The organism is Microvirga sp. (assembly GCF_014699075.1).
In the GTDB taxonomy this organism is placed as follows: domain Bacteria; phylum Pseudomonadota; class Alphaproteobacteria; order Rhizobiales; family Beijerinckiaceae; genus Microvirga.
Genome location: NZ_JACXAB010000008.1, coordinates 154,481 through 174,334, shown reverse-complemented (window position 1 = coordinate 174,334; position 19,854 = coordinate 154,481). Strand labels below are relative to the sequence as shown.

Sequence of the window (19,854 nt, the reverse complement as noted above, 5' to 3'; positions counted from 1 at the left end):
GAGTCACTTGTGATTTCAGAACGACAATTGTCTCTGTTCGAAAGCTGGATCTACGGCTGCTTTCTTTTGATTAGTCATTCTACGACTTCGATCCAGCTCGACCGTGCCAGGAGATCCTAAGGCGCAGTTAACTAAAGTCTGACCTTGAAATTTAACTTTGGTCCTAACCAGTAGAGACCTTCGAAACACTTGGCCTAGACCTCAGCCCAGATAGTAAAGCCCCTGCCTTCCAGCCCATGATGATGGTGTCCTTCTCAAGAACACAAGGGTGAGGGTTTTATCATGGTTGCCTATATTCGCTCCGATCTGGAATTCATTCTCAAGCAGATCAAAATCGCCGAGGCGCACGCTGCCGGCCAGCCGCTCTACGGGGAGGGCGGCCTGATCCCGACCTATAACCTCTCCTGGGGCCTGCGCACCGTAGATGGTTCCTACAACCACCTCCTGCCCGGCCAGGAAAAGTGGGGTGCATCCGACACGCCGTTCAACGAGCTCATGAACCCGACGTTCCGCACGATCATGGTGGATCCCGACGGGGCCGGCCCCTCGCCTGCGATACCGATGCAATACCGGCCAGGCGTCGACAATGATGGTCCGACTACGACGCTGCCAAACGGCACTGTTATCGGCAATCGTGCTGGTCCGGGTGATGTCATTGATCCTTACGTCCGTGTGATCAGCAACCTGCTCGTAGACCAGACGCTTGCCAATCCGGCCGCCATCCTGACGGCGCTGCAGAACGCCGGGGTCGATGATCCCGGAATGGTGATCACAGGTCAGATCGCCGCACTCTACACGCCGCTTAAGCCATTGTTCAAGGAACTGGAAGAGGCCGCGCGCGACGAAGCCTCCGCAGCAGCAGCGGCAGCAGCGAGCCCCGGTAATCAGGCCCTCCAGGAGGCTGCCACGGCAGCCAGAGTTGCTCTCGACGCCGCCAAGGCGGCCATCGACGTCGCCGGCGGGCCGGCTCCGGATGGCAATGGCCTCTTCGCCCTGCTCACCGCGAACGGCATCGCCCTGGACGGGATCAACGTCCATATTCCAAATTTCGCGCCGGACGAAGGCCTGTCCGCCCCGTTCAATTCCTGGTTCACCCTGTTCGGCCAGTTCTTCGATCACGGCCTCGACCTCGTGAACAAGGGTGGCAGCGGCACCGTCATGATCCCGCTGAGCCCCGATGACCCCCTCTATGTCCCGGGCAGCAGCACGAATTTCATGGTGCTGACCCGCGCCACCGTCGGGGCGGGCCCGGATGGACAGCTCGGCACAAGCGATGACGTGCGCCCGGTCAACACCACGACGTCTTATGTCGACCAGAACCAGACCTATACCTCCCATCCCTCACATCAGGTCTTCCTGCGCCAGTATGCAGCGACCACGGACGGCCCCGCATCGACTGGCAACCTGATCGAGGGAGCCAATGGCGGCATGGCAACCTGGGGCGAGGTCAAGGCCCAGGCCAGGGACCTGCTCGGCATCGAACTAACCGACAAGGATGTCGGCAAGGTACCGCTGCTACGGACTGACCCTTATGGCAATTTCATTCCCGGTCCGAATGGCTATCCGCAGATCATCTACGGGATTGGCGCGGACCTCATACCGAACACGGCCGACGACCTCGTCGTCGAGGGCAATCCCCTCGATCCGGTCGATCCTTCCAACCTCTTCGGTGCAACCGACCCGCTGCTCGCAGTAGGCGCCATCCGTACCAACCATGCCTTCCTGGCGGATATCGCTCACAATGCGGTGCCAACCGGCTTGGCTGACGGTGACATCACCATCGGGCTCGAAAACCCGGGCAACGAGCCGGGCGTCTACGACAACGAACTGCTCGACGCCCACTTCGTGGCTGGCGATGGCCGCGCCAATGAAAATATCGGCCTGACCGCCGTCCACCACGTCTTCCATGCCGAGCACAACCGTCTCGCCGAGCACACCAAGGTGACCGTTCTCGAAACCCGAGACCTCGCCTTCATCAACGAATGGCTTGCGGTCGACATCACCCAGAGCCAGCTCGACGCCCTGCCCGCGACACTGCCAACGGATGCCGCTGCTCTCAAGACGCTGCTCGACAGCTTTACCTGGGATGGCGAACGCCTGTTCCAGGCCGCCAAATTCGGCACCGAGATGCAGTACCAGCACCTCGTGTTCGAAGAGTTCGCCCGCAAGGTCCAGCCGAACATCAACGTGTTCCTCGTGCCCGATGGCTTCGATACGATGATGGACCCGACGATCTTTGCTGAGTTCGCGCATGTGGTCTATCGCTTCGGCCACTCCATGTTGACCGAGTCAATCGACCAGTTCGACCCGAACTTCAACCCCAACCACATCAGCCTGATCCAAGGCTTCCTTAACCCCACGGCATTTACCAGCCCCAATGGCGTTGATGACGGCATTGCCGCAGGGGCCATCATCCGTGGCATGACACGCCAAGTTGGTAACGAGATCGACGAGTTCATCACCAGCGCGCTACGCAACAACCTGCTCGGCCTGCCCCTCGACCTTGCGACCATTAACCTGGCGCGCGGCCGTGACGTCGGTGTACCCTCGCTCAACGAAGCGCGCCGCACCTTCTTCGAAATGACCAATCAGGATGCGCTACTGACCCCTTATACGAGCTGGGTCGACTTCGCGGGCAACCTCAAGCATGAAGCCTCGATCATCAACTTCGTCGCGTCCTATGGCACACACAGCCTGATCACGACCGAGACGACGGCGGAAGGCAAGCGCGACGCGGCCATGACGCTGATCTTTGGCATGCCCTTCGGCAAGTTCGCCGCTGATCCGAACTTTGTCATGCCGACCGATGCGGAGGCCTTCCTCAACGGCACCGGCATCTATGCGTCCAATCTCGGAGGTCTCGAGAACGTCGATCTCTGGATTGGAGGCCTTGCAGAAAAAATCATGCCGTTTGGCGGCATGCTCGGTGCCACCTTCAACTTCGTCTTCGAAGCGCAGATGGAGCTACTGCAGAGCGGGGATCGCTTCTACTACCTGCAGCGCCTCGACGGCCTGCATCTGTTCGGCGAGATGGAGAACAATTCCTTCGCCGCTATGATGATGCGCAACACCGACGCGACGCATCTTCCGTCCGACGTGTTCTCGACGCCGGGCCTCTTCCTCGAGGTCGACCGCTCCAAGCAGTACAACCCAGGTCTAGGCGAAACTGCGGGCGCCGACGGTATTCTCGACGATGATCCGCTAACGGCAGTCGACGAGAGCGCCGACAATCTGGGCAATGACCCGACCGGTTCTGGCATCCTGACCCAGTTGGTCATCCGCAACAATCCTGCGACCGCCGGCACGGACACCAACTACCTCAAGTACAATGGCGGTGACCACGTCGTGCTCGGCGGCACCGACCCCGGCAGCACCGTCAATCCTTCGGGGAATGATATTCTGATTGCCGGGATCGGCGACGACACCGTCTATGGCGATGGCGGCAACGACATCATCGAAGGTGGCTTCGGCAACGACATCCTCAACGGTGGCGACGGCGACGACATCATTAAGGACATGGGCGGCGACGACAATATCAAGGCCGGCAAGGGTAATGACGTAGTTCACGCCGGCCCTGGCCTCGACCTCGTCATGGGCAATGACGGCCAGGACTTCATCTTCCTCGGCACCGACATGGGCTCGGAAGTGTTTGCCGGCACCGGCGACGACTTCATCTATGGCAACCGCAACGCGGAGCGCATCCTCGGCAACGAGGGCAATGACTGGATCGAAACCGGCACATTCGACGGCGCCCCCGGCGACAACTTCGACGAAATATTCGCGCATGACGATGTTGACGGGCACGACGTGTTCCTGGGTGACGGCGGCTTCGACGAGTTCATCGGCGAAGGCGGCGACGACATCATGGTGGGCAGCACCGGCCGCGGCAAGATGGCCGGCATGTCGGGCTTCGACTGGGCGACCTACAAGGACAACACCTTGGGGGTGAACGCCGACCTGTCCATCCCGATCGTATTCGATGAAAGCCCCACTCTTCCACAGAATGCGGCACTCGACGAGTATGCGTCGATGGAAGGCCTGTCGGGCTCGCGCTTCAGCGACACTCTGGCAGGCTCGGACGCGGTGGCAGCCGATCGTCTTCCGGCCTCGCAAGGCGGCACGGAAGGGTATGCCGGCAGCGCCCTCGACGCGGCGGGTATCGCCCTGATCAAGGGTCTGCAGGAAGTCCTCGGTGCTGGGGTCACCTCCTTCAGCGCAGGTGACATCATCCTCGGCGGCGACGGCAACGATGTCATCAGAGGAAATGGCGGCGACGACATCATCGATGGCGACAAGTGGCTCGATGTGCAGATTGGGGTCTTCGCCCCTGGTGATGTCAACCATACCGGGACGCCAATCGCACTCCATAACAGCATGACGACGCTGGCGGCCAGCATGTTTAGCGGCGCCATCAATCCAGGCCAGCTCTCGATCGTCCGTACGATCAGGACGGACACGACTGCCGGCGACGTTGATATCGCAGCTTTCTCCGGTGCGAGGGCCGAATACGATGTCACCCTCAATGCGAACGGCACCGTCTCGGTGGTTCATGCCCGCGGCACCCAAGCCGATGGCACGGACACGCTTCGCAATATCGAGCGGCTCCGGTTCTCCGACATGGAGATCGTCGTACCCATACCGCCCACCGATATCCAGTGGAACGGTGTGACGCCGGATGATGGAGTTGCCTTGACCGGCAACCTTGCGAACGGACTTCCCTCGGCAGGGACCGTCATCGCTAATCTGGCCACAACTGATGCCGACACCAACTCGGGATTTATTTACGCTCTCGCAGCAGGAAGCAGCCCCGGCTTCGCAGTGAGCCCGGCAGGTGTCGTCACGCGGATCGGTTCGCCCATGGCGTCGAGTGCGACCTACACGCTCAACATCAGTACGACGGACACGACCGGCGCAACCCGTACGGAGACGTTCACTATCACGACCGGAACGAACTCCGTCGTCTTCGGTACAAACGGTGCCAACAACCTCACGGCAGGGGGCACGGACAGTGTCGTCTATGGATCGGGAGGCAACGATACGGTCACCGGCGGCAACGGTAACGACAACCTGTTCGGGCAATCCGGCAATGATACCCTGAACGGCGGGTCCGGCAATGATAACCTGGCCGGCGGAGGCGGCAACGATAACATCAACGGCGGTTCCGGCAACGACACCATCGTGGTCGATATTAACGGTGATCCCAACGAAAATGACGTTATCTCCGGTGGCGCCGACACCGATATGCTGTCGATTATCGATACGGGCGCTGACGGTGAAACCCTCACGGTGGCGTTTGATGGCACCCGCATCACTCAAATCGAAGGCAGCGGCTCCATCGCTGTCGACGTCGAGGCGGTAAATGCCAATCTCGGGGTAGGCGCTGATACCCTGTCGTATGCCGGCTCAACAAGCAGTGTCACGGTCAACCTCGGGACTGCAGCGGCCTCCGGCTTCGGCTCGATCACCAGCATCGAGAACGTCACGGGCGGATCGGGCGCCGATAACCTGACGGGCGACGCCATTGGCAACAGCCTCAACGGCGGGGGAGGTAACGACACTGTCAACGGCGGCGATGGCATCGATACACTCAACGGCGGGGCAGGTAACGACACTGTCAACGGCGGCGACGGCAACGACTTCATCGACCAGGTCAGCAATGAAGGTCGTGACTTCATCGATGGCGGTGCCGGCGTCGACACTTACCGGCTTTCTGGTGTGGCAGGTGGGGAGGTCTTCCGGATCTATACGAGAGAGGCGGCGGCCACTGCCGGCATGACGGGGTTGGGCGCGGCGACCGAAATCGTCGTGACCCGAAACACCAACGGACCTGGCGGCGCCGTTACCAATGCTAACATCATCGCCGAGCTCGACAACATCGAGGAGATCAGCGTCAACTTTCTGAATACTACCGCAAACAACGGCAACAACCCCAACCAACCTGACGGTGGCAGCAGCAATGGCGACACGATCCAGGTTATCGGCAGCTTCAACGGGACGAGCCTGAACTTCAGCACCATCACGGTCGACGGCAATGCCGGGAATGACACGGTGGACATCACGTCGCTGCAGTCGGCGCACCGGATCGTGTTCAAGTCCAACGGCGGCAACGACACTATCGTCGGAACGCTGAGGGATCAGGACGTGATCGAGCTGGCCCCGGGGCTGGATGTCGACGACTACGCCAAGATCGTCAACGCCAATGGCACGGTGACTTGGAAGAGCGCCACACATTCCGTCACCTACGCGAGCGACGGGAATCCCAGTCTCAAGAAGCATGAAAAGGAGGATGACGGCGACGAGGAGACTCCCGACAACGAGGGTCCCGTTGTCATCGGGGAGCGTTTCACGGTCCAGAAGGGGGAGGTTCTCCAGCTGACGGCAGCGCAGCTGCTGGCCAACGACCTCGACCTTGACGGCGGCACGCTCTCCCTCGTCGACCTCGACGAGGACGAGCATGGGACAGCAGTTCTCAATGAGGATGGCACCATCACCTTCACGCCCAAAGCCGGCTTCACCGGCGAGGCCTCCTTCACCTACACGGTGGCGGACGGCCAGGGGGGCTCAAGTGAAGGCACGGTAACCATCACCGTCGAGAAGCCTGCTCCGGGTACGCCTGCCAATCCTGCGCCGGTTACCCCGTCCGATCCCGATCCCGTTCCAGTCGAGAATGTGATCGAGACCGGTTCCAGCTTCAGCTTCGCCTTCAGCCAGGCCAGCGTGAGCTATGCCGGCGGCCATATCGTCATCACCGGGCCCAACGGAGAAACGGCCGATGTCACGAAGGCTCAGCGCCTCACCTTTACTGATGGCACTATCGAGCGCACCGACAACAACCTGCTGGTGGACGACCTGTTCTACTATGCCAACAACAAGGATGTCTGGCAGGCCGGCCAGGACGCCGAGGCGCACTACTTCGCCTTCGGCGAGGCGGAAGGACGCGATGCCAACGCGGTCTTCGATGCGGCGGCTTACCTCTCCGCCAACCCGGACGTGAAGGCCGCCGGCCTGAGTGCTCTCGACCACTATGCCCGCTACGGTGCGGGAGAGGGGCGTGATGCCTCCGCGTCCTTCGATACGCAGCAGTACCTGCAGGCCAATCCGGATGTGGCAGCAGCCGGCGTGAACCCGCTCGCCCACTACGTCACCTGGGGTCAGTTCGAGGGTCGGGCGACCTTCGCGGCGGTCGGCCGGGACATCGTCGGCGGCTTCGACCGGGAGTATTACCTGCTGGCCAACCCGGATGTCGGCGCGGCTGGAATAAATCCTCTCGTGCACTTCAACACCTATGGTTGGAAGGAGGGCCGTAATCCCAATGCGGTGTTCGACACCAGCTACTATCTGGAGACCAACCCGGATGTAGCAGCCGCCGGCGTGAACCCGCTCGAGCACTACTTCCAGTTCGGCGCGAAGGAGGGCCGTGATCCCGCGGCCGGGTTCGATACCACCGCCTACCTGGAGGCCAATCCGGACGTGGCCGCGGCTGAGGTCAACGCTCTCGACCATTTCCTCAACTTTGGCATCTTCGAGGGTCGCATCGCTCCTGAAGACGACATCCCGGTCCTTCAGGGCGTTAAGGAATCCGATCTCGACAGCAGCGGCTTCATCTTCTGACGCTGGTTCGACATCGGTGTGACCTCGCCGGGAGCTATGCCCCCCAAAGCTCCCGGCGGGGTTACTCAAACAAGTTCGGTGCCGCCAAAGGCACTTCACGTGACGCACACTTCCCAAGGTACAAGTCGATGACCAGCCCCCTCAAGAAGCGTCTCAGCCTCATGGCCTCCTGTCGCGGTGCCTTCCTGGGCGTCGCAGTGTTGAGCGGCCTGATCAACCTGCTTTACCTCTCGGGCTCCATCTTCATGATGGAGGTCTACGACCGGGTTCTTCCGAGCCAGAGCATCCCGACGCTCGTGGGTCTCTCCGTCATTATCGTGGTGCTCTACCTCTTCCAGGGCCTCTTCGATGCGCTCCGTGGTCGGATCATGGCGCGCGTCGGCGCAGCCATCGACGAGGACCTGAGCCAGCAGATCTTCCAGGGGCAGCTCAAGGCGCCTCTCAAGGGCAAGGTCGACGGCGACGGGCAGCAGCCCCTGCGCGATCTCGATCAACTGCGCGCATTTCTGGCTGGTGGCGGGCCGTCGGCACTCTTCGATCTGCCCTGGATGCCTCTGTATCTGTTCATCTGCTTCGCCTTCCACCCCTGGATCGGCCTTGCGGCCCTGGGCGGTGCATGCCTTCTCGTGGTGATCACGCTGTTGACAGAAGTGATGACCAAGGAAGCATCAAAGGCAGCCGTGGGCGCGGCCCTCGTGCGCAACGGGATTTCTGAGGGCGCGCGCCGCAACGCCGAGGTCGTCCAGGCCATGGGCATGGCCAGGCGCATCGGCGTGCGCTGGGGCGATGCCAATGCCAGCTACCTGTCTCATCAGCAGCGGACCTCCGACGTGGCGGGTGGCTTCGGCGCCATGTCGAAGGTGCTGCGGATGCTGCTGCAATCCATGGTGCTCGCGATCGGTGCCTATCTGGTCATCGACGGCCAGGCGACCGGCGGCATCATGATCGCCAGCTCGATCCTCACCTCGCGCGCCATGGCGCCGGTCGAGCTCGCCATCGGCAACTGGAAGGGCTTCGTCAGTGCTCGCCAGGGCTGGCGCCGACTTAAGACGCTCCTTGAGGCGAATGCCCAGACTGACGAGCCCCTGAAGCTCCCAGCACCCCGGTCCATCCTGTCGATCGAGAATGCCGGCTCCGGAGCTCCGGGTGGGCAGAGGTTCTCGGTGCAGGACGTGTCCTTCGAGCTGAAGGCCGGGAGCGGTCTGGGCATCATCGGCCCCAGCGCCTCAGGCAAGTCCTCGCTCGCTCGCATGATCGTCGGCGTGTGGCCGACCTGGCGCGGCAAGGTTCGCTTCGACGGCGCTGCCGTCGAGCAATGGCTGCCGGAGGATCTCGGGCAACACATCGGCTATCTCCCGCAGGACGTGGAGTTGTTCGCCGGAACCGTGGCGCAGAACATCGCGCGGTTCGATCCCGAGCCGAAGGCGGAAGCCATCATCGCCGCCGCCAGGGCCGCCAATGTCCACGAGATGATCCTGCAACTGCCGGACGGCTATGAGACGCAGGTCGGCGAGGCGGGAGCGGCCCTGTCGGGCGGGCAGCGCCAGCGCCTGGCTCTCGCCCGCGCCCTGTATGGTGATCCCTTCCTGGTGGTGCTCGACGAGCCGAACTCCAACCTCGACAACGAGGGCGAGCAGGCCCTGACGGCTGCGATCATGGGCATCAGGGCGCGGGGAGGGGTCGTGGTGGTCATCGCCCACCGGCCGAGTGCGCTTGCGGGTGTCGATCTGGTGCTGGTGATGGGCGAGGGGCGGATGCAGAGCTTCGGCCCGAAGGACGAAGTCCTGAGCAAGGTGCTGCGCCCGGTTCCGGCCCCGCAAGTCGCCGAGCCACGGGTGGCGACCGCTACTGCGCTGAAAGCCGTCTAGGATTGAGTCATCAAGGATCTGGGGGAATGTCATGAAGTCCGAACGCAAACCAAGTGCCCGTGCCGCGATCCGCCGCTACTCGCTGGTGGGGCTCTCTTCCGCCTTCTTCCTCGTCGGCGGTCTTGGAGGCTGGGCAGCCGTGACCGAGCTGTCCGGAGCCGTGGTGGCACCGGGCGCCATCGTGGTCGACACCTATGTGAAGAAGGTCCAGCATCCTACCGGCGGTGTTGTCGGTGAGATCCTCGCCCGTGACGGCGACCGGGTCAGGGCAGGCGACGTGGTGGTCCGGCTCGACGAGACCGTTGCACGGGCGAGTCTGTCGATGGTGTCCAAGAGCCTGGATGAGCTGGCCGCCCGCCAGAGCCGCCTCGAAGCCGAGCGCGATGGATCGCAAAAGATTGCTTTCCCGGCTGCTTTCAAGAGCCGTCTGCAGGATGCCGAGCTTGCCAGCCTGATCCAGGGCGAGACTAACGTGTTCCAGGATCGTCGCGAGGCCCGGGCCGGCCAGAAGGCCCAGCTGCAGGAGCGCATCTCGCAATTGCAGGAGCAGATCGACGGCCTCAAGCTGCAGGCCTCAGCGAAGGGAGACGAGATCCAGCTGATCCAGGACGAGCTGACTGGCGTCGAGCAGCTCTGGAAGAAGAACCTCGTGCCGATTACGCGCGTCACATCTCTCAAGCGTGAGGAAACGAGGCTGCGGGGCGAGCGCGGACAGCTGATCTCGAGCATCGCTCAGGCCAAGGGGCGCATCAGCGAAACGTCGCTTCAGATCCTCCAGATCGATCAGGATCTCAGGAGCGAGGTGTCCAAGGAACTGCGCGAGGTGCAGGCCAAGGCGGCGGAGCTCGTCGAGCGCAAGACCACGGCCGAGGATCAGCTCAAGCGCATCGACATTCGAGCCCCACAGGACGGCGTCGTGCACCAGTCAATCGTGCATACGGTTGGCGGCGTGATCAATGCCGGCGAATCCCTGATGCTTGTCGTTCCCGAGGCGGACGAGTTGTCCATCGAGGTGAAGGTTTCCCCGCAGGACATCGACCAGCTCCGCCCCGGTCTCGACACGGTGCTGCGCCTGTCGGCGTTCAACCAGCGAACAACGCCTGAACTCAAAGGCAAAGTGAGCATGATCGCGGCCGATCTGGTGACGGATCAGCGCACAGGCATGCAGTATTACCCGGTGCGCGTGGCCTTCGCGGACGGTGAGCGGGAGCGTCTGGGTGATCTCAAGCTGGTTCCGGGCATGCCCGTGGAGGGGCTGATCCAGACCGGCTACCGCACAGTGTTCTCGTACCTGACGAAGCCGGTCGCCGACAACATGGCCAAGGCTTTCCGCGAGGAGTGAACGCTACAAGGACCGGGGTGCCTCAGCCCCGGTCCTTGTTGTCTCAGCTTAACGTCGCGACGCTCATGTCCCCCTGTTCGGACAGACGAGGGCCGAACTGGGAGGTGCTGATGGTTGGACGGCCGGTGATGAGTTCTGCGCAACGGCTCCCAAGCATCATTGCGGGCGCATTCGTGTTGCCCGCATTGATGTTGGGCATCGCCGAAAGGTCGCAAACCCGCAGGTTCTCGATTCCGCGGACCCGCAGCCTGGAATCGAGAACGGCCATTTCATCACTGGCTCTCCCCATGCGGCAGGTCCCGCTCGGGTGGTAATTCGTTTTCACGAAGCGGCGGCAGTGCTTCATGATCGTCTCGTCGCTGAGATCGTTCGGGTCCGGGATGGAGATGCGCTCGATCCGATCGGCGAGCGGCGTGGTCTGGAAGGCACGGAGGAAGAATCGCTGCCCATCAATCATTGCCCGAGCATCGTCAGGATGGCTCAGCAGATTGGGCGAGACGAGGGGCATATCATCCGGGTTTGCTGAGCGCAGGCGGACATAACCACGGGATTTGGGCTTCACCACGACGGTGGTGATTGTCAGTCCATAGGTGTCCTCGACAAGATTGAGAGTGTCCCGATCCAAATAGACGATCGGGACGCAGAAGGCCTGGATCGTCGGCTCGGCGTCGGGATCGGCCGGGTTCACGAAGGCGCCGGCCTCGACGCCTGCCGAGAGGATCGGGCCGGAGCCGAACAGCCGGAAGTGAATCCCGTTGAGCAGCATGCGCCAGCCGACGCCCTGCTTGTAATAGCCATAGGGTCCGTTGGCTTTTGCGATCAGTGGCACCTCCGGGTGGTCGATGAGGTTCGCGCCGATGCCGGGAAGATCGGCGATGCAGGAAATGCCGTTCTCCCGCAGTTGATCGGCTGGGCCGATGCCTGAGAGCATGAGAAGCTGGGGCGTGACGAGGGCGCCGGATGCCAGAATCACCTCGCCGTCCGCATAGACTTGGTGGTCCAAACCTTTGGCATCGCGATAGGTAACGCCGACGGCGCGCCCGTTCTGGATCTCGATCTTTCTCACCCGCGACTGCAAACGGATAACGAGGTTCGGATTGTCGGCGAGTGGCGCCAGGAAGGCGTAGGCCGCGCTGCTGCGCCGGCCGCGCCGGTTCATGAACTGATAGAAGCCGACGCCGCGCTGCTTGGGGCCATTGAAGTCGGGGTTGAAGGGCTCGCCCAGGGCCTGCACGGCCTGCACGAACCAGCGCGACATGTCGTTGATGTGGCCGGGATCCGATACCAGCAATGGCCCGTCGGCGCCATGCAGATCGTTATAGAACCTGTTGTTGCCTTCCATGGTGCGGAAGTGGGGCAGAACGTCGGCCCAACTCCAGCCGGGATAATCGTTCTCCCCATGCAGCGCCTCGTGCCATTCGTCGTAATCGGATGGGCGGCCGCGCATATAAACCTGTGCGTTGACAGAGGAGCCTCCGCCGAGAACGTTGGCTTGAGGGATGTCGTGCACGCGCCCGTCCAGATGCTCCTGGGGAACCGTCTGGTGATAGCGCATGTATTTGCTGCCGTTGATCATCTTGAAGATGCCCGGCGGCATGTCGAGAAGCGGATGGCGGTGGGAATAGCCGCCCTCGAGCAGCAGCACGCGCCTGCCTTCATTGACGAGGCGAGCGGCGGCCACGGAACCGGATGATCCGCCGCCCACGACGATGTAGTCGAAACGCTCTTTCATTTCTGCATCCTGCTTCACGTGCGCCGGAGGATCTTCGATGCCTCAGGCCCTAATCTTGTCGAGACCGCTCCAATCGAAGGCAATGCCATGGCCAGGGCGATCGGGCGCCAGGGCGAAGCCATCCTGAATCTGCAAGGGTTCGGCGATATAGCGCTCAAGTCCGAAGCCGTGGGCTTCGAGATAGGAGCGGTTGGGGCAGGCAGCGAGGAGGTGCACGGTCACGTCATGGGCGCCGTGGCTGGTCACCGGGAGGTTGAAGGCCTCGGCCAGATGGGCGATCTTCATGAACGGGGTCACGCCGCCGCAATTGGTAACGTCCGGCTCAGGATATGTGACCGCGCCGCCGGCCACGTAGAGCTTGAACTCCCAGAGCGTGCGCAGGTTCTCGCCGGCTGCAATCGGCAGCCCGCCCTCGCGCACGATGCGGGCGTGGCCCGCCGGATCGTCGGGAATGGTCGGCTCTTCGAGCCAGGTGAGGTCAAAGGGCTGGAGCGCGCGCGCCGCACGGATGGCGCCGTCGACGCTCCACTTCATGTTCGCATCCACCATGAGCGGGAAACCGGCGCCAAGATGCTCGCGCATCGCCTTCACCCGCTCCACATCCTCAAACAGGTTAGCGCGCCCGACCTTCATCTTGATGGCGCGAAATCCTTTCCCGAGGTTGTCGTCCGTCTGGCGCAGGAGCTTGTCGAGAGGCAGGTCTAGATCGATGCCGCCGGCATAGCAGGGCACTTTGGGGTCAAAGCCCCCAAGTGCCTTCCAGAGCGGGAGGTTCGCACGTTTGGCCTTGAGGTCCCACAGGGCCATGTCGAAAGCCGAGATCGCCAGGACCGTCGGGCCGCCGCGGCCGCCGTAATGGAGGGCCCACCAGGCCTTGTGCCAGAGGCGCTCGATCTCATCTGCCTCTTCGCCATCCATGATCTCGGGCAGCTCTCGAGCGAGGATCGTGTCGATGGCAGCACCGTTGCGCCCGACCGTGAAGGTGTAGCCGACGCCCTCGGCGCCGTCGGAATCGCGGATGCGCACCGTGTTGAGCTCGAAGGCACGCATCTCGCCATGCATGGAATCGGTCAGTACGGTCGGCAGCGGGATGCGGTAAAAGCCGGGTTCGATGGAGGTGATCCGGGGCATGATTGTCCTTCTCGATAATTGAATGTGTCGCCGTCAGGCAGCCTCTTCCGTGCGCATGCTCAGCCGGGCTTGGATGGCGACGACGAGCAGCAGGAACGCGCCACGGATGACTGATTGCCAGTAGGCCGAGAGGCTGATCCAGCCGAGGCCGTTCTCGAAATTCAGGATGTTGAAGATCAGGCCTAGCAGGAGCACGCCGGCCAGCGTCGAGCCGACGGAGCCGACGCCGCCAGTCAGCAGCGTGCCGCCGACGACCACGGCCGCAATGGCGAACAGCTCCCAGCCGACGCCTTCGATGGGTTGGCCGGCACCAAATTGTGCCGCGAGGATCACGCCTGCAAGGCCTGCAAGGCCGCCGCTCGCCAGATACACGAGCGCCTTCGCCCGCTGGGCCGGCAGCCCCATGAGACGCGCCGCATCCTCGTTGCCGCCGATCGCAAGCACGGTGCGTCCAAAGGAGGTGAAATTGAGAATGAGGGAGCCGAGAAGATACGCGATTATTGCAATCCAGGCTGGAATGGGAAAGCCGAGGAAATCGCCCTGGCCGAGTTCGACGAAGCCCGTCTCGTAGGAGACAGAGACCGACTGGTTGCCGGCCAATAGCAGCGCGCAGCCGCTTGCGGCCAGCATGGTGGCAAGGGTGGCGATGAAGGGCAGTATATTGAGCCGCGTGATGATGAAGGCGTTGCAGGCGCCGACCGCCAGTCCGGCTGCCAGTCCTCCGAGCAGTCCGGGCATAACGCCATAGGAGGAAAGCAGGGCGGCAACGACGCTGCCGAGGGCTGCCGTCGATCCCACCGAGAGATCGATCCCCCCGGTGATGATGACGAAGCACATCCCGAGCGCCACCAGGGCGAACATGCTATTGTAGCGCAGCACCGAGAGCACGTTGAAGGCGCCTAGGAAATTCTCGTAGCGCAGCCATCCGAAAAGGATCAAGGCGATGAGGGCGAGGAGCACGCCGTAGCGTCCGATCCCTTGGAAGAGTTTGAGTGGAAATGTGCTCATCGGCGACCTCAGCGATGGCTCTGCCGCTGCAACCACACGGCCAGCACAATGATGGCGGCTTTCGCCACAAGTGCGGCCGCGTCGGGAACGCCGTTCGCCAAGAGCGTATACCGGACGAGCTGGATGATCAGCGCGCCGACCAAAGTGCCGATGACCGTGGCCCGCCCGCCGGTGAGGAGCGTACCGCCCACTGCTACTGCCGCGATGGCATCGAGCTCCATGCCGAGACCGACGAGATTGGCATCTGCGGCTGAGTTGCGGGCGATAACGATCAGACCCGCGATGCCGGAGAGAAGGCCGCTGATCAGATAGACCCGCTGCTTCACGGACGCTACGTGAATGCCGGACAAGCGGGCGGCCTTCTCATTGCCGCCGATGGCGAGGATCTGTCGGCCGAAGACTGTCCGCCTGAGCATCCAGGCTGCTGCTGCCACGATGATGATCATCAGGATGGCTTGAAACGGGATGCCGAAGACGCGCCCAAGACCGATGAACTGGAAGCTCGGCAGGTTGAAGACCTGCAGATTGCCGTTGGTAAAAACTTGGGCGATGCCGCGCCCGGCGATGAAGAGCACGAGGGTGGCGATGATCGGCTGGATGCGCAGGCGCGTCACCAGCCAGCCATTGAACCACCCGAGTGCTGCCGCGACGAGAACCGGCACGACGAAGGCCAGCGCGATGCCGACGGCCGGGTGGGGCAGGGGGAAGAGCTTGCCGAGGAAGATCAGCGGTGCCAGCGCCCCAGCAATGGCCATAAGAGCACCGACCGAGAGATCAATGCCGCCCGTGGCGATGACAAGGGTCATCCCAACCCCGACGATCACGATCGCGCAGACCTGTGTGAGGTTGACGTTGAGCGTCTGCCACGTGGCAAAGTTCGGGGTGATGGCGAGGTTCACCAAAATCAGGAGCGCCAGGGCAATCCAGGCACCGTAGCGGGTCAGGATGTTTCTGACATCAAAGCGAGGTGCTCCATGTGCCGGAGGCAGGGTGGTAGCGGTGTCAGCCATGAACACCTCCCTGGGTGCTCTCGTGCCCATGGGCCATGGCGGCCATCACACTCTGCTCGTTCACGGCATCGCCCTTCAGCTCGGCTGCAGTGCGGCCGTCGCGGAGCACGAAAATTCGGCTGGCCGCCTCCACGACCTCCTCTAGTTCCGAGGAGATCATCAGGACGCCAAGACCCTGTCCGGCCAGCTCCCGGATCAGGCTGAGGATTTCGGCTTTCGCGCCGACATCGATGCCTCTGGTCGGTTCGTCCAGAATGAGGAGTTTGGGATTCATGCAGAGCCAGCGAGCCAGCAGGACCTTCTGCTGGTTACCGCCGGAGAGTTCACGGATCCGCTGTTCCGGACCGGCGCAACGGATGCCGAGACGCTTGATGAAACGGTCGACGATCTCTCGGCTACGAGCCTCATCCACGATACCGCGCCGGGCCAGCTGCGGCATGAGGGCAAGCGTCAGATTCTCGCGCACGGACATATCGGGAATGATACCCTCGAGCTTGCGATCTTCAGAGCAGAAGCCCATGCCTGCCCGGATGGCATCCGAAGGTGCCGCGATGGCATTCTCGCGCCCTGCGAAGCCGATGGTGCCAGCGCCCGGTTTGTCGGCTCCGAACACGGCACGAACGGATTCCGTTCGTCCCGCGCCCAGAAGCCCGGCGAGACCGACGATCTCCCCAGGCAGGACTTCGAATCTGACATCACGGACCTTGCGGCCGACCGCAAGATTCCGGACCTTCAGCACAGGCTCACCCACCCCATCTGCATCGGCCGTGTCGTGGCCCTCGTGCAGAACCTGCGACAGCTCGCGCCCGAGCATGGAGGTGACGAGATCGAGCCGGGAGAGTTGGTCCATCGGGGCGACTTGCACGGTGCGGCCATCACGCATGATGGTGACCCGGTCGCACACGGCATAGAGTTCGTCGAGCTTATGGCTCACGAAGATCACCGAAACGCCGGTTTCCCTGAGCTGACGGATCACTCCGAACAGTACCTCGACCTCGCGCTCGTCGAGGGAGGAGGTGGGCTCGTCCATGATGACCAGCTTGGCCTCAAAACCGATGGCGCGGGCGATGGCGACCATCTGCTGCACGGCAGTGGGATAAACCATGAGCGGGCGGCGCACGTCGATGTCGATCTTGAACCGGGCGAGGAGGGTGCGCGCCTCCTCGTGCATGGCGGACCAGTCGAGAAGACCGAAGCGGCGCTTCTCACGACCGAGGCAGATGTTCTCCGTCACGGACCGATAGGGTACGAGGTTGATCTCCTGGTAGATCGTGCTGATGCCGGAGCGCTGCGCATCCTGTGGAGAGGAGAACTCCACCGGCTTACCGTCGAACAGGATCTCACCGGCATCCTTCCTGTAGTAGCCGGTTAGTATCTTGATCATGGTGGATTTGCCGGCGCCGTTCTGGCCGATCAGTGCATGAACCTCGCCCTTCTCCACCACGAGCTCAGCCGAGCGCAGAGCCGGTATGCCGGCGAAGCGCTTGTCGATGCCCTGCATGGAAAGAAGCGGCGCCATGGAAGCTCCGTTCATGGTTTATTCATACAAGAAAGGCGCTGCCGCATGTCACGGGCAGCGCCTTTCGGGTTTTAGTAAGCGTCTGCGATGAGCTGGGTCGCGTTCGACTTGTCGAAGAACCGGTCGGTGTTGACCACCCACGGCTCGATCTGCTCGCCCTTGGCGTAGCGGGCAAGGGTCTCGAAGGCCTTCGGTCCGAACTTCGGATTGCACTCCACGGTGGCGAGCATCTTGCCGTCGATAATAGCCTGCAACGCATCGCGGGTGCCATCGATCGAGACGACGATCACGTCTTTGCCGGGCTTCTTGCCGGCCGCTTCAAGGGCTGCAATCGCACCGATGGCCATTTCGTCGTTGTGGGCGTAGATGGCCGTTGCATCAGGGTGAGCCTGCAGCAGCGTCTCCGCCACCTGACGGCCCTTGTCGCGGGCGAAGTCGCCGGATTGCGATGCGACCACCTTCATGCCTGAATGGGCCTTGATGTAGTCTTCAAAACCCTTGCGGCGATCGTTGGCCGGCGAGGAGCCCGTGGTGCCCTCGAGCTGAATGATCTTGGCATTTCCGTTCATAGCCTTGGTCAGTGCCTCAGCCGCGCGCTTGCCTTCGTCCACAAAGTCCGAGCCGATGAAGGTCACGTAATCCCGGCCCGCTTTTGCGAGGCTCTGGTCCACGTTGCGGTCAAGCAGGACGACCGGAATGCCAGCGCGCTTGGCCGCCATGACGGCCGGGATCAGGGGCTTCTCCTCGCGGGGGGCGAGGAAGATCAGATCGACGCCTTGAGCGATCATCGAGTTGACGTCGGCCACCTGCTTGGCCGCGGAACCGGCTGCGTCGGTGTAGACAAGCTGGTGCCCTAGCTTGGCGGCTTCAGCCTTCATGCTCTCCGTCTGCGCGATGCGCCACGGGTTGTTCGACTCGGTCTGGGCGAAGCCGACCTTGTACTTCTCTTTCTGCTTCAGCTTGGGCAATTCCTGCGCGGACACGCCGCCAAGTCCCAGACCAATGGCAGCAACACCGGTCGCGAGCGTAAGGAAAGTCCTTCTCAGCATCATCTTCCTCCATCAGGTTTTTTGATGCCCCTTTTCGGGGTTCTTGAGCTTTTGCCGCAACCCTTTCTGGCTACGGGTCGTCACCAACGGACATAAGTCGTCTGCTTCCGCAGATATCCGTCGAAACCGTACTTGCCGTCTTCGCCGCCGAGGCCCGAGTGCTTCCAGCCGCTATGGAAGCCCTGGACGAGTTCTCCGCAGGGACGGTTGACATAGAGCTCACCGAAGGCGAGCTCCCGGGAGAGGCGCATCACCCGGCGCAGATCGTTCGTGTAGATATAGGCAGACAGGCCATAGCTGCTGTCATTGGCGAAACTGAGCGCCTGTTCGAAACTATCGACCGTCATGACCGGCGCGACCGGACCGAAGATCTCCCGCTGCATGACCGAAGCCTTGTTGGTATCGACCCGCAGCACTGTCGGCTCGAACCAATGACCGCGAGAGAAGTCTCCCTCCGTCAGGCGGCGCCCGCCAGCGAGAACCTCGGCGCCAGCCGCGATGGCGTCGTTCACGATCTCCTCGACCTTGTCGACCTCAGGCCGATTCACCTTCGGCCCCATGTCGGGGTTGGTCATTGGGTCGGCGAGCCGCATCTGCTTCACGCGAGTCACGAATTTGTCGAGGAAGGGCTCCGCAATATCGCGGTGCAGATACATGCGTTCGTTGCAGGTGCAGATCTGCCCGCAATTGGTGAAGCGGGAGACGATAGCGGCATCCACGGCCGCTTCGATATCCGCATCGTCGAGCACGATGAAGGGTGCCTTGCCGCCGAGTTCGAGACGGACGACCTTCAGCTCATGCGCGCCGGCCGCATAGATCTCCCGCCCGGCGCGGACGCTGCCCGTCATGGTGATCATGGCGCTGATCGGGGAGCGTACCAGCGCATCACCCACCGTGCGTCCGTCGCCTGTCACCACATTAAGCACGCCCTTCGGGATTCCGACTTCATGCGCGAGGCGTGCAATCTCAAGCGCAGAGAGGGGCGTGGACTCGTGTCCCTTCACCACCATTGTGTTGCCGGCCACGAGGGCCGGGCCGATCTTTCGTGCCGCCAAGGCTGCCGGATAGTTCCAGGCTGTCAAGCCGACCACCACACCAAAGGGCACACGCCGGATCCAGACTTCCTCGTTCTGGAAGTCGGACGGCAGAATATCGCCTTCGATACGGCGCGCGCTCTCGGCTGCGAAGGTCAGGAAGGTAATGACGGCATCGATCTCGCCTTCGGCCTGGTTCAGGGGCTTGCCCTGCTCAAGCACCACGATGCGGGCGAGATGTGCCTTGTCGCGTTTCACCGCTGCCGCAAGATCAGACACGTAGCCGGCACGGACGATGGGCGGAAGGGCAGCCCACGCCGGTTGTGCGCGGCGTGCGGCCTCCAAGGCATCGGTCGCGTCCTCGGCTGTTCCCGCCGGCACGGAGGCAAAGACGACTTCGTTGGCTGGGTTCTCGACCTCGGATCGTCCTGTCGACCGGCCTTCGGTCCAGGCTCCGTCGATATACATCCGGTAGTGGGTCACAGCCTCGGGGCGGCCAACCTGAGTCGAACTGGTCATGGCCGACCCTCACCAGATCCCCTCATGAGGA

At 62.5% G+C, this 19,854-nt stretch carries 10 protein-coding genes; 3 read left to right on the top strand and 7 right to left on the bottom strand.

Annotated elements, in window-relative coordinates; genetic code table 11:
• The first annotated feature begins 282 nt into the window (after positions 1-282).
• The 3 genes from IC232_RS15010 (at position 283) to IC232_RS15000 (ending at position 10,821) form a co-directional block, all read left to right on the top strand.
• On the top strand, positions 283-7,611 hold the full coding sequence (locus IC232_RS15010; RefSeq protein WP_190845785.1) for a peroxidase family protein: 7,329 nt from the start codon (positions 283-285) through the stop codon (positions 7,609-7,611).
• Positions 7,612-7,739: 128 nt separating this feature from the next.
• Entirely contained in the window at positions 7,740-9,479 is a 1,740-nt protein-coding gene (locus IC232_RS15005) for a type I secretion system permease/ATPase (RefSeq protein WP_190845784.1), read from the top strand.
• Positions 9,480-9,510: 31 nt separating this feature from the next.
• Complete coding sequence (locus IC232_RS15000) at positions 9,511-10,821, top strand: HlyD family type I secretion periplasmic adaptor subunit (protein ID WP_190845783.1); 1,311 nt, start codon at positions 9,511-9,513, stop codon at positions 10,819-10,821.
• A 43-nt stretch (positions 10,822-10,864) separates the two neighbouring features.
• Here IC232_RS15000 and IC232_RS14995 read toward each other — a convergent pair whose 3' ends face one another.
• From IC232_RS14995 to aldA, 7 genes are all read right to left on the bottom strand, one after another.
• Positions 10,865-12,553, bottom strand: coding sequence for a GMC family oxidoreductase (locus IC232_RS14995; RefSeq protein WP_190845782.1), 1,689 nt, complete (start codon positions 12,551-12,553; stop codon positions 10,865-10,867).
• Positions 12,554-12,595: 42 nt separating this feature from the next.
• Positions 12,596-13,684, bottom strand: coding sequence for a mandelate racemase/muconate lactonizing enzyme family protein (locus tag IC232_RS14990; RefSeq protein ID WP_190845781.1), 1,089 nt, complete (start codon positions 13,682-13,684; stop codon positions 12,596-12,598).
• 33 nt (positions 13,685-13,717) lie between these two features.
• On the bottom strand, positions 13,718-14,692 hold the full coding sequence (locus IC232_RS14985) for an ABC transporter permease (protein WP_190845780.1): 975 nt from the start codon (positions 14,690-14,692) through the stop codon (positions 13,718-13,720).
• Positions 14,693-14,700: 8 nt separating this feature from the next.
• Positions 14,701-15,702, bottom strand: a complete 1,002-nt coding sequence (locus tag IC232_RS14980) for an ABC transporter permease (RefSeq protein WP_190845779.1) — start codon at positions 15,700-15,702, stop codon at positions 14,701-14,703.
• Positions 15,695-17,221: a sugar ABC transporter ATP-binding protein gene (locus tag IC232_RS14975; protein WP_190845778.1), complete on the bottom strand. Its 1,527-nt coding sequence runs from the start codon at positions 17,219-17,221 to the stop codon at positions 15,695-15,697. Before IC232_RS14975 ends, IC232_RS14980 begins: the two co-directional genes overlap by 8 nt.
• Before the next feature lie 71 nt (positions 17,222-17,292).
• Entirely contained in the window at positions 17,293-18,273 is a 981-nt protein-coding gene (locus IC232_RS14970; RefSeq protein WP_190845777.1) for an ABC transporter substrate-binding protein, read from the bottom strand.
• A gap of 77 nt (positions 18,274-18,350) precedes the next feature.
• Positions 18,351-19,823 carry an aldehyde dehydrogenase gene (aldA, locus tag IC232_RS14965; RefSeq protein ID WP_210335368.1) on the bottom strand — a complete coding sequence of 491 codons (1,473 nt, stop codon included), beginning with the start codon at positions 19,821-19,823 and terminating at the stop codon, positions 18,351-18,353.
• Positions 19,824-19,854 lie beyond the last annotated feature (31 nt).